The following is a 12,644-nucleotide window of genomic DNA, read 5'->3' on the forward strand; positions in this document are numbered from 1 at the left end:
GATTAGTTACCCTAGAACTGGAGACTATGTTTTCAGTCCTGAGTTACTTCTGTATTTTGCCTCTGAGGCATAGCAATTTAGACCACACTAAATCCTTCATTTAAGAGCTCCTACAAATCATAATGGCTGTGATTGAGAAGAAAAGAACTCGCGATCTGCCCCAAATTAACGAACGAATTCGCTTCCCGAAAATTCGGGTCATTGACACTGACGGTGCCCAACTGGGAATTATGCTCCCACAGGAAGCACTACAACTAGCAGAAGAAAAAGAGCTAGATTTGGTGCTAATCAGCGATAAAGCTGACCCGCCAGTTTGTCGGATTATGGACTACGGGAAATACAAGTTTGAACAGGAGAAAAAGGCGCGGGAAGCCCGGAAAAAGCAGCACACGGCTGATGTCAAAGAAGTTAAGATGCGCTACAAAATAGAAGAACACGACTATAACGTGCGTGTTAAGCAAGCAGAGCGCTTTTTGAAAGATGGCGATAAAGTCAAAGCAACTGTGATGTTCCGGGGTCGAGAAATTCAACACAGCGACCTAGCAGAAGATTTGCTCAAGCGAATGGCAACGGATTTGGAGCCTTTTGGTGAGCTTCAACAAGCGCCTAAAAAAGAAGGACGAAATATGATGATGCTCATCTCGCCTAAAAAATAATTCTCTAACTGTTTAATAGACCAAGTTTGAAAATCCCCTGGCTAGAAGTCGGGGGATTTTTTCATCTTTCATTTGAATGCAATATACGCTTTGAGCGCCCACTTAGCTATGCACTCCTACGAAAGCGTTTAAATTTATCTAAAATCGATAGTCCTGAACGCTGAATGGGAAACATAATACTCAGTTGCTCAGGACTTTTGCTATTTCCAAGGGATGAGGAGGCAGAGGGGCAGGGGAGCAGAGGGGACAAGGTGACAAGGTGACAAAAGTTTAGAACTACCAACAAGTCTTTCCCCTTGTCCCCAATTCTCCTTGTCCCCAAGTCCTCTTTCCCATGCCCAATGCCCATTGCCCATTGCGCGGTGATACTACCAGAAAATAAAACTGCATGGAACTGAAAAATCACTGGTTGGCTGCAAATAAAGTTGCTTTACCACGACTACTACAGTGGGTGAATCTCCGACCAGAGGAGAGCGAACGAACCCAGATAATGTTTCTTTTTTACACAATTGTATCTGTAGGATTGCGGTGGGCAGAAGACAGTACGGTGGCGCTGTTTTTGGATGAATATGGAACTCATCTGCTGCCGTGGATGTATATTGCTAGTGCGGCAATGAGTGCTGGTCTGGTTTTTTTATACTCTTGGCTGCAAAAGATTTTTCCCTTACGTCGGGTAATTGTGGCGATCGCACCTTGTATGTTGATGCCATTAGTTTTATTAATTGTATTACGTTGGGGATCGCATTTTTCCTACCTAGCAGTGATTTCGGCATTTCTGCTGCGGCTATGGGTAGATGCACTTTATGTGGTCAATGACCTCAACACTTCCATTGTCGCCAATCAAATATTTAATATTCGGGAGATTAAACGGACTTACCCACTGGTGAGTAGTGGGCTTTTAGTAGCAGATGTGATCAGTGGCTTTAGTTTGCCTTGGCTAGTGCAATACACCACGCTGAATAAGATCATCCTCATCGCCTGTATGGTGATTTTATTAGGATCGGGAATTCTATTCTATTTAACTCATCATTATCGAGCAGCTTTTCCTGAAACCCCACAAAGACTAGCTCCTGAACAACAAGCTTCACGAGAGCGTTTCATTAAAAGTCCTCTGAAGCGCTACGTCTGGCAGTTGTTTGCTTTTGTGGGACTATTGCAAGTTATTGGGTTGTTAATAGATTTTCAGTATCTGCGCGAACTCCAATCCAATTTGAGCGACCGAGAACTTGCAAGCTTTTTGGGTCTTTTTGGTGGGATGTTGGGACTGTGTGAGTTGTTGTTGCAATGGTTTTTTTCCAGCCGACTCATCGAACGCATGGGAGTATTTTTTACTGCGACGCTTTTACCAATCACCGTCGGCTTTTCACTCCCAGGAGTGCTGGTATTGCTGCATTTAATTCCAGCCATACAATCGCAAAGCTTTTTCTGGGGTTTGATAATTGTCAAATTCTTTGATGAACTTCTGCGCTACACCTTTGTCATGAGTAGCGGCCCCATCCTGTACCAACCAATTCCAGAGGGAATTCGCAGCCGGATGCAGACTTTATCTGGCGGAACCGCCGAAGCGATCGCCACAGGTTTGACAGGAGCGCTAATTTTTGTGACTATCTTGTTTTGTGGGCGGTTTGTACCCGAACCACTACAAAAATGGGTGTTAGTAGCAGAAACAATGCTGATAGCTGGCACTTGTTTAAAAGTAGTTTGGGAATTGCGATCGCGCTATGTGGAACTGTTAGTCTTGAGTGTAGCGCGGGGTCACTTGAGTGCAAGCAATGTCGGCTTGCGATTTTTCAAACAGGGTGTAGTCAAAGCTTTAGCAGAAAAAGGTAGTGAGGCTGATAAGCGCTCCTGCATTGAACTTTTAGCCCAAATTGACTCTCAAGGAGCGGCGGAAGTTTTAGCCCCGCTACTAGTGAAGTTAACCCCAGATTTGCAGCGCCAAAGTTTGGAAGTGATGCTGATGGGAGGTGTAAATCCGGTTTATCTAGCCGCCATCCGTCCTCTGTTAGAAGAATCTCAAGAAACGAACCCCGAAGTTTTTGCCTTAGCGCTGCGTTACGTTTGGCTGGCTGAACCAAATCCTAATTTAAGCCTCTTAGAAGAATATTTACACCCCAGGCAAAACTCACTCATCCGCGCCACCGCCGCCGCTTTAGTCTTACGCCAGGGAACGCCCATGCAAAAGGTAGCAGCTACCCAAACCATGCGCCGGATGCTGACTCATAAGCAAGAACGGGAACGGATGAATGGAGTCAGAGCGCTCAGAGAAGCAGTTTATTTGCAGGCATTGCGGATTCATATCCCGAATTTATTACAAGATGAGTCATTACGGGTGCGCTGTGCCGTATTAGAAATGATTTCAGCCACCCATTTAGAAGAGTACTATTCAGCACTGATTGCAGCCCTTTATTACAAATCAACCCGCAGCACAGCCATGTCAGCCCTAGTGCGGCTAGAAAATGAAGCTTTAGAAATGCTGTTGCGGTTGGCTACCAATATTTACAAACCAGAAGTAGTGCGGATGTATGCTTGGCGCACTATTGCTCAAGTAGGAACTCAGCAAGCATTGGAGACTTTATGGGAAAACTTGGAAATATCCTGGGGTACTACTAGGGATCATATTCTCCGCAGCTTACTAAAAATCCACAAACAACCAGGAATTAAAGGTTTAGTAGATCGATTTTATGAAAGTCGGGTAGAAAATTTAATTAAGCAGGAATTAAAATTTTTAGGTGAAATTTACGCTGCATATATCGACTTCCAAACATTAGACCAAAAAGAAAATTATCAATCCAATCAAAGGATTGTGATTGTCTCGGAATTATTGCAACGCGCCCTTCTAGAATTGGAATTGGATGTGAAAGAGCGGCTGCTACTATTACTGAAACTGCTTTACTCGCCAGAAAAGATGCAGGCAGCATCCTTCAATCTGCGATCGCTCTCAGTGGTAAACTTAGCGCGGGGCTTAGAAATCTTAGAGCATACCGTAACTTTATCTTCAAAATCTTTATTGCTGAATATTTTAGATAATCGACCACAGGCAGAAAAATTGCAATATCTTGTCGAAGCCAAGATCGTAGAATATGAGAACATGGTAGTTAGCGATCGCCTCCACAGATTGCTGATGTTAGGTAATTTCCTTTCTGACTGGTGTCTAGCTTGCTGTTTTCATTATGCTCAAGTTACACGCATCCGACTGACCAGTTCTGAGATATTATTGAGTTTGCGTCATCCCACCGGCTTTGTTAGGGAAGCTGCGATCGCATATTTAAATATGGTTTCATATCGCGTTCTCCTGCAAATCCTCCCCCAGTTACAAAAAGATCCACATCCTTTAGTGTCCGCTCAAGTTAAAGAGTTACTCGAAAAATACCAATTCAAAAATTACAATTAAAAATCCTCCAATCGCTGTAGAAGTAGAATTAATGCCCAATAACTAATGACAAATGACAAATGACAAATGACAATTTGTTAACCTGTAAACTGAAGTAAAAATTCAAAGAATATCAGGAATCATGTACGTACTCATCGGTGGAGCAGGCTTAGTCGGCTTAAGTTTGGCGCAAAAACTGGTAGAACTAGGGCATACTGTTGCTGTAATTGACATTGACCCTATCGCTTGCCGCTACGCCCGCGAACAAGTGGGAGCAATGGCTTTTGAAGGCAGTGCTGTGAGTACAGAAGTATTGTTAGAAGCTGGGATTCGCAAAGCCGGTTCCTTGGCAGCAGTTCTCAGAAGTGATGCCTTAAACTTGGCAATGGTAACTCTTGCTAAACACTACGGCGTCACCCATATTTTGAGCCGGATGCGCCACCCCGATTTTGTCGAACCATTGCGGATAGCTGGAGCCAACCATATTATCAGTACTGTTGAACTATCAGTTGCAACAATGGTGAACGCCATTGAGTATCCACAAGTAGAATCAATGATGCATTTTGAGCAGGGACAGATTGAGGTTCTGAAACTTTCCATCCCCAACAATTGCTATGTTGCTGGTCGTAGCGTTGCCGAAATTGCTCAAGATCCCCAATTTCCTACTGGTTCGCTAATTATTGGCTATCAATCTCATCCCCACGAAGATTTGATGATTCCTAACGGCAGTACAATACTGGAACCTCATTCAACTGTGCTGATTGTGACTAAACCAAGATGCTTACATCAAGTCATTGATTTTATTGAACAAAAATGTTGAGCACAGTTCCTACCTAAACTGTTTATTAGGTAGGGTTAGCTACACATTTAACAATTCAAAATTCAAAACTTGTACTGAGCGTAGCCGAAGTATTCAAAATTCAAAATTCAAGACATTTTCAGAGGATGTCTGAGAAGTATTAAATATTTCGTCCGATCCCCCCTAGCCCCCCTTGAAAAATGGGGGAAACTTCTAAAAGTCCCCCTTTTTAAGGGGGATTTAGGGGGATCTATAAGTCTCGAATACAACACTAAAAAGTTTTCAGACATCCTCTCAGACGGGGATTTACAGCAGTTTTCATATATTTGAACTACATCTGTTGTAGGGGCGCAAGGCCTTGCGCTCCTACCGCGTCGTCTATTTACAGCAACTGACTGGAGTCGGAGCCACTTTGCCTCTGCACTACGTCTAATGGTTGGGTTCTTAAACCCCTTGATTTACGATAATAAAAAAATGGTGAGTTTTGATGAAGCTGTATAGATATATTATTTTAGCGATCGCTCTTATTTTTCTTGTATCTTGTCAATCAACACCCAAATCACAACCCGATGCCATTCCAGCAGCCCCATTGCAAAAAACAGTGACGCTGGATAAGAATTTTAAGATAGCCAGCGGTGAAACTCTTTATGTTCCAGTCTACTCTCATATCTATCATCACAATCGCCAAGAGATTTTTGAGTTAGCAGTTACGCTTAGTATTCGGAATACAGATTTGACTAATCCGATCGTTATTACTTCTGTGCGCTACTATAACTCAGAAGGGAAACTAGTTAAACAGTATTTAGAGCGCCCTATTCAACTTGATGCCCTAGCTTCGACAGATTTTTTTATCAATAGAAATGACACCAGTGGAGGTTTAGGTGCAAACTTCATTGTCGAATGGGTAGCCCAAACCGAAATATCCGAACCGATAGTAGAGGCAGTCATGATTGGTACTGACTTTCAACAAGGAATTTCTTTTATCAGTCCTAGCAGGGTAATTAAAAGTCAAAATAACAATAAGCGATCGCCTTTAAAATAGAAATTTTAAAAAGCTAATTTATCACTTTTTCGTTTTCCTCGTTCCCATGCGGAGCATGGGAATGCATTCATTGAGTCTCTGACTCAATCTTTAGCTGGAGGCAACAGAATCCTAATCAGCCAAAACTCAGAGGTTCATCAACAAAGCTCAAAGGTTCAGCGACAAAGCTCAGAGGTTCATCAACGAAGCTGAGAGGTTCATCAACGAAGCTGAGAGGTTCATCAACGAAGCTGAGAGGTTCATCAACGAAGCTCAGAGGTTCATTAACGAAGCTCAGAGGTTCATCAACGAAGCTCAGAGGTTCAGCGACAAAGCTCAGACTATCCCCCATGCCCAATGCCCCATGCCCAATGCCCTATATTTAATCATCTTCTAATTTCAACAATTGTTCATCAAGAGTTTGTATCCGCTCGCGCACAATTTCTTCTGAGAGAATTCGCTTCCGCATTGCTTCATTGAGCGCTCCTTTTTCTGCCAAGAGTAAACGTCGGCGAATAGCTTCAAGTTTACTGCTCTTGCCACTTCTACCTTCCACCTCATCAGGGCGACGATTATATAGTTCCCGCAGTATTTTTTCTGCACCGGCAATTCGTACCTGATAAGCTGAACGCATCTCTTCATAAACGGCTTTTGGTAATACCCCTGATTTCAATAGGCTATCTAATTCATCTTGTGCCGCCTTACCCGTCATCAGCTGGGCTTGCAACTCTTCAACCTGTTGCTGAACTTCAGAAAATTTAGATAACTTTAAGCGTTTTACCACCCAAGGCAAACTTAAACCCTGTCCCACTAACGACACCAGCACACAGCCGAAGACTATAGCTATCAAAACTTCTCGCCCTGGTAGTGTTGTAGGTAAACTCAATGCCAGAGCCATTGAGAGTGAACCTTTGATGTTGCCTAAAAACAGTAAATGTTGCCAGCGCAGCGGAATTGGACGGTCAATCCAACGAACTAATGCTAGTAGCGGATAAACTGTAAGAACTCGCGCGACTTGAAAAGCCAAAACTGCAAGTAGAATTGCAGGTAAAGTTTTCCAGAGTGTTACCAAATTTATTTCTACACCAATCAACAGAAAAATAAAGGTGTTGACAGTAAAACTGGCATATTCCCAAAAACTCAATAAAGTGATGCGGCTAGAAGCAGAAGTATTGCGAGAAAGCCCTAAATTCCCGAAAATTAATCCAGCAACAACTACAGCCACAGGGCCTGATACACCGAGAAATTGCCCAACCTGAAAAGTTCCTAATGCAACTGCAACTGTCAGCAAAAGACTGCCAAGGGCATCATCTAAACGGGCGAATACAGGTATACTCAAGTAGCCCAAGACTAACCCGACAACGCAGCCTCCTAGTGAGATAAATAGCAGCTGTTGGATTCCCTCTACAAATGTGAGTGAGCCTGTTGAATATACTTGCACGATCAAGTTGAAGGAAACAAGGGCAGCAGCGTCATTGAATAAAGTTTCTCCTTCAACAATGGTGGAAAGCCGTGAGGGTACTGGTATCTCCTTAAATACAGCAATCATGGAAACAGTATCAGTGTTTGCCAGAATTACTCCGACAAATAATGCAGGTATCCAATCCAGTCCCAAGACAAATTTCAACAGGACGGCAATAATCGCACTGGAAATCACAGCCCCGGGCCCAGCTAGTAGAGCAATTGGTTTAAAGGTGCTGCGTAGGCGGCTGACATCTGTATTAATACCAGCTTCAAAGATCAGAATTGGCAAGAAAAGATCCAAAACAAGGGTTGGACTTAAACCAATCCGACGAGACAATAACTCAGTGATGGGCAAACCTGCTAATACTAAACCCGTAACATAAGGAATTCCCAACCGCCGGGACAGCAAAGCTACTCCTGTAGCCAGAACCAAGAGAATAATTGAAACTTTGACTAATTCGGTAACATCCACTATTATTGCGTTTTGGAGAGTTAGTTTGACTTGACTGATAGATTCTCTCTTCATTCATGCCAAATTAGCAAGTTCAGGGTGTGGGTTCATCGAACTCACGTTAAAGTAGAGTCGCTCCGAAACATTTGAAAAAAAATGCAACACATAGACCATTTGTAGAGACGCGATTCATCGCGTCTTTACCCAAGGATGTGTTGCAATCATCAATTGAATTGGTATTAGTTTTGCGTCAGTCCTAATTTTAGTCGAACCCAGTAACTCCCGGAATTTCAAGGACAAAATCTGCCCCATATACAGATGCAGGAGTCTGGAATCCTACCTTAACTTCGCCTTGAATCACCCGTTTGATAACTGCTACAGCCGCTAATGCCGTAAAATCGTATGCTTCTGGCCCTAAGAGCTTTGCAGTTACTTGTTGACCAGTTTCATCCTCAGCAATACCAATTACTCTAGCTTGCCCCTTGGCTCGTTCTGCTGCCGTTGGCCCAGTGGGTAGAGTTTTAATTAGACTTGCTAAAGCACTTTGGAATAGAGACGAGTTAAATAACCATTCCAAATTCTGGCTCGACTGCATCAGGAAGGCCACAGGATTAGGAAATACGGTATAAACCTCAATATTGGGAATACCCGTAGTCTGAAACGCAGTGATAATATCAGCACGCCAAGGGTTTGTTACTGCTGTCTCGGGCCCATAACCAAAATCAACTTTACGTCTTTTCGATGCTGGGCGAGATGAGATGAGCTTACCTGCTTCTCGGACTACCCCGATATGATGTAAAGTTGGCAGTACTGTATTTGCAGTTCCCTGAGATACGCCTCCCACTGTTTCGTAGATTAAAATCAGTCGCGTTGCAGCTGCCAACTTCTGTTTGAGATAAGCAGCTATACAATCTGTAGGGACAACTCCAAATCCCACACCAGGGAGAAGCATTATCCCTGCACTTTTAGCCTCTGTATCTCGTGCTTGTAGCGCCTGAAATTCAGGTACTTCGCCAGCTATATCTAAATAATGAGTTTTAGTTTGGAGGCAAGCATCGACAAGTGGCTTTGAGGTTTTGGAGAAAGGCCCGGAGCAGTTGATGACAGCAATTATATCCTCAAGAGAGCGAGCGATCGCCTGCGGATCGTCTAAGCCAAAAACCCGAAAGTTCAAACTTAATTCATTGGCTACAGCTGCTAGTGAACTTTGATTGCGTCCAGCTAAAATTAATTCCAGTCCATTATTTTTAGCAGATTCAGCAATGAGTTTTCCAGCATAGCCAGTTGCACCATACAATAACACCCTTGATGTCATTATTATCACCAGCTAGGAATTAATTGTTCGCAATCTGCTGCCATAACCTGACTTCAGGTGGTTCAACTAAAAATTGTCCTGACTTTTCGTTCAAAGCTTTAATATACGGCTGCTGTAAGTGTTGAGCCAAAATTTCTTGGCTGACCCAGTTTTCATGTAACAGAAACAAAGATGGGTCGTCAACAGATTGGTGCAAATCGTAATTAATACAACCTTCTTCTGCAAGAGTGAGACCTATTACAGGTTGAAATTCCTGCTTAAAATTTTCTTCCAAACCTGGCTTCACTTTTAGTCGAGCGGTGACGGTTACTTTCTGATTTGACATTGTGATTCCTCTTTTTTAGTAAAACTAATTCAAGTATTAATGCTATTAATAATTTCTGAAGGCTTGAAGTAGTTATAAGGTATGGGACGAGTTTGATTTCTAATATCTATTTGCCGTTCTATTTCATGCAAATTCTGTTGAAATTGCACCACAATTTCCTGCGCCAATGGGTCGGCAAACTCCTCATCATAAAAACCCAATTTGTCATAGTGGTACGAGGTTAAAATCTCAGTCCACATTACCTGGTCGGCAGCTTGTTTAAAGGGAGGAAGTATCTTCATGATAGTTTCCAAATCTACACCCTTAGTTTCTGGAATTGGGTGGTAGGCTGCATAGGGCATATTGGGTACAAAAGCCATATATTCGTACTGAGAAAAATTCAAAGCAGAGTGTAGAGGAGCGCAAGTGAATACTACCACACTGATGATTTCAATCAGTTGTTCTAGAGTCTCAATCTTGGCTGGCATTCCCTTGACTCTACCACCATCTTGAGCTACTAATTCTCTAGCCCAATTTTGCAACTCATAGTCGTCACTGATATCCTGTGAGGTTTGGTAATAAAGTTGCAAGTATTCAGCCACAAACTTTTCGACGGCATTCCATATTAATATGCCATCGTCCCGGAAAGGAAAGTGCGGTAAAATTTCTGGGTCATCCGTTCGGCGACTTTTTATTAACCGAGGGAAGGTAAATTTTTCCACACTCCATTCTTCATAAACCTTCGCTACAAATCCAAGAGACTCCGCCAATGAACCTGCCATAAACTCATCAACCGGGCCTCCAGGCTGTAAAAACTGAGTGCGTCCCAAATCGTTATCAAATAGCATGAAACGGAAGTGGGGTTTTAACAGTAAAGCGATGGGATGATTTTCTGCTAGTTGCCGCGCAGTGACAATCGCGAACGGAGCCATAACTGCATGAGTATAGGCAAAATGACTACCCAATTCTTGATGGTTGCCATCAGCAATTTGAACGCAGGTTTTTGCCAAAAACCAATCTAAATGGGGGTCATCTGGTGTATAAATTACGCTTTTTGCACCAGAGTCATGATTAATCTGAATCGCAACAGGTACTAGAGAACCACCATTAGGACTATCATTACTTTGCCAGTAAAATAGAGCTTGTGGCTTGGGAAGGTACTTTTTAACATTCTCGTAGACACCACCTTTAATATCAGATAACAAAGGATAATTTAAGAAATACAGCTTGCCTTCCTTAAGTGCCTTTTCCAAAGTAAATTCTGTACCTGCAACCTTCTGAAAATGTGCATCTGTGACAGCAAAATTATCAGGTAATACATCAATTTTTTGGATAGCTAATGGGTTCGCTCCAGAGAGTCGTTGTTCTGCAAAACAAGAGTCTGTTTTGTAATTTTTTATGACATCGGGTTTTGGTAGGAGTGACAAAAGTTCTTCATATTCTTCCAATTCATCTAGTGGGTCTAAGAAGTTTCTGGCTTTAGCAGCTAGCATATTTGGTGCAAGAGTTGCCATGCTTGCCAAACGTTTAGCAGTATATTCCGCCGAGAATATTTCCTTATGAGGAACTTTATCAATGACTGGTAGGGGAGCTAGATAATCGTAATTAAATTTGTACTCTTCTCGATTTTTATCTAGCCAATTGATTCGGACATTAACATCAGGATCTTTTTGTGGTAAATATGGTTTCACGATGATCTCCAATTCTATTTTTGAGCGGTTGCTAGTAAATGATTAACGTCAGGATTTAGCAAACAAACTTCATTACAGAGTTTTCAGATACTCAATCAAAGCTTTTTTATTCTCATCAGATAAATCAGTGCCATAAATATGTCCCTGATTTGAATTAGCAGTTACCTTGGTATCGTATTTAAAACCTATAGCTTTGGCTTCATCTCCCTCAGTAATAAAACCAACTTTTTTCTGATCGTAGACATCATATCCCCGATAGAAAACTTGAGGACGATTCTCTGGTTTCTCGAACAAATCTTGTAAAGATGGGACTGAACCATTATGTAAATATGGCGCTCTTAACCATAATCCATCTAGGGAAACAGATACATACCCATTGGTTTTACGTAAGTTTTTAAAGTCCCAAGGATAGCCATCACCAAAATGATTGTAAGTATCCGCTCCTTCTTGCGTCCACATATCTAACCGATGGCGGTCAGTTCCCACTTCTTCCACAGGGATAACAGTACCTGTTCTTTCCCCACCAAAAGCGTGACAAGATGCACAAGTATTAGCAAAAATTTGACTTCCTTTTGCAGCCACTTGCTCATCAATAGCAAATGGATATTTAGGAGGTGGTAGTTCTTGAATAAAATCTTCTACTCGTTGTAAATCGGCTACAGGAAGTGATTTTTTGGTAGCACCATCACCAATTGCTCCAGTTTGAACAGTTTCTGTTAGTGAAGTTTCTAAGCCATCCCAATGGAGTGCAAACCCTTTGTGCATCTTTTGATTCCAAAGAGGCATCATATCAGAGTTGCCAATAGTGTTATCTTTAGGCAACTTTAAAGTATTGAATTTTACAGGATTAAAAGGATCAATTCGACCAGGCCCCCAGTTAGGACGGGAATCTGTCCAACTATAGTCTTCTTTTTGTTGCAGCAGTGCTTTCTTAGTTTGAGGAATTAGCAGATAGCGATAAAGTAAATTTTCTAACCAGGAAAGGTTGTAATTATATTTGATTTCGTCAAGGATATAATCTGCTGTGAATCTAGGATCGCCAGCAGTTGCACTCAAAAATCGTAAATAGCCTTGTGAATCAAATTTATTAGCAGGAGCCGCAGCCACAATTGTGGGTTTATCTTTCTCTGTTTTTCTATAGGTGGCAGTATGGCAAACAGCGCAAGTTATACCAACGCGAGGGAAACCAATGGTTTTTTTCGTAAACCCAACTGGCATTTCTTTACCCTCTTCCCAAGTGATTCCCAAGGAAGTATAACCACCTGGCCCTGGTAATTTATCAGGGAAAATTCGTGGTAGTACCAGCCAAATCCAATAAGGAACGCCTTGCGCTTCTTCTGTGCCAATAGAACCATATTTAAAGTGTTCTTCAGGCGATTCATAATATGTGGGAACCTCTCGAAAAAGGTTGTACCATCCCACATACCCAACTACACCACCTAAAAGGATCGCAATTAAAACAATGCTTGTGATTACCTTACCTATGTTATTTTTGAGTATTGTCATGGCACTCTTTTGCTCCTTTGCAGAAGAATCTGTTTGTAGTGTAGAAATATATCTACACTAGACT

The 12,644-nt window shown here is 42.2% G+C and carries 10 protein-coding genes; 4 read left to right on the plus strand and 6 right to left on the minus strand.

The features are described 5' to 3' along the window. Positions 1 to 122 precede the first annotated feature (122 nt). The 4 genes from infC (at position 123) to RMZ95_RS08960 (ending at position 5,870) form a co-directional block, all read left to right on the plus strand. A complete protein-coding gene (gene infC / locus RMZ95_RS08945) occupies positions 123 to 656 on the plus strand; it encodes a translation initiation factor IF-3 (protein ID WP_322673183.1) in 534 nt (177 codons plus the stop codon). Positions 657 to 1,044: 388 nt separating this feature from the next. Beyond that, complete coding sequence (locus RMZ95_RS08950) at positions 1,045 to 4,050, plus strand: MFS transporter (protein WP_322686537.1); 3,006 nt, start codon at positions 1,045 to 1,047, stop codon at positions 4,048 to 4,050. A 121-nt stretch (positions 4,051 to 4,171) separates the two neighbouring features. Next, complete coding sequence (locus tag RMZ95_RS08955) at positions 4,172 to 4,849, plus strand: TrkA family potassium uptake protein (RefSeq protein ID WP_322686536.1); 678 nt, start codon at positions 4,172 to 4,174, stop codon at positions 4,847 to 4,849. 466 nt (positions 4,850 to 5,315) lie between these two features. Further along, entirely contained in the window at positions 5,316 to 5,870 is a 555-nt protein-coding gene (locus RMZ95_RS08960; RefSeq protein ID WP_322673180.1) for a DUF3124 domain-containing protein, read from the plus strand. Positions 5,871 to 5,985: 115 nt separating this feature from the next. Here RMZ95_RS08960 and RMZ95_RS08965 read toward each other — a convergent pair whose 3' ends face one another. From RMZ95_RS08965 to RMZ95_RS08990, 6 genes are all read right to left on the minus strand, one after another. Continuing rightward, entirely contained in the window at positions 5,986 to 6,201 is a 216-nt protein-coding gene (locus tag RMZ95_RS08965) for a hypothetical protein (RefSeq protein ID WP_409882249.1), read from the minus strand. Between the two features lie 30 nt (positions 6,202 to 6,231). Then, entirely contained in the window at positions 6,232 to 7,785 is a 1,554-nt protein-coding gene (locus RMZ95_RS08970) for a cation:proton antiporter (RefSeq protein WP_322686629.1), read from the minus strand. A gap of 241 nt (positions 7,786 to 8,026) precedes the next feature. After that, positions 8,027 to 9,079 (minus strand): saccharopine dehydrogenase family protein, encoded by a 1,053-nt coding sequence (locus RMZ95_RS08975; protein ID WP_322686534.1) that lies wholly within the window; start codon positions 9,077 to 9,079, stop codon positions 8,027 to 8,029. 19 nt (positions 9,080 to 9,098) lie between these two features. Then, positions 9,099 to 9,404, minus strand: a complete 306-nt coding sequence (locus tag RMZ95_RS08980; RefSeq protein WP_322686533.1) for a putative quinol monooxygenase — start codon at positions 9,402 to 9,404, stop codon at positions 9,099 to 9,101. 29 nt (positions 9,405 to 9,433) lie between these two features. Further along, entirely contained in the window at positions 9,434 to 11,074 is a 1,641-nt protein-coding gene (locus RMZ95_RS08985; RefSeq protein ID WP_322686532.1) for a lipoxygenase family protein, read from the minus strand. 72 nt (positions 11,075 to 11,146) lie between these two features. Continuing rightward, positions 11,147 to 12,580 carry a c-type cytochrome gene (locus tag RMZ95_RS08990; protein ID WP_322686531.1) on the minus strand — a complete coding sequence of 478 codons (1,434 nt, stop codon included), beginning with the start codon at positions 12,578 to 12,580 and terminating at the stop codon, positions 11,147 to 11,149. Positions 12,581 to 12,644: the final 64 nt, after the last annotated feature.

This window comes from Nostoc sp. DedQUE07, assembly GCF_034530975.2.
Lineage (GTDB): Bacteria > Cyanobacteriota > Cyanobacteriia > Cyanobacteriales > Nostocaceae > Nostoc.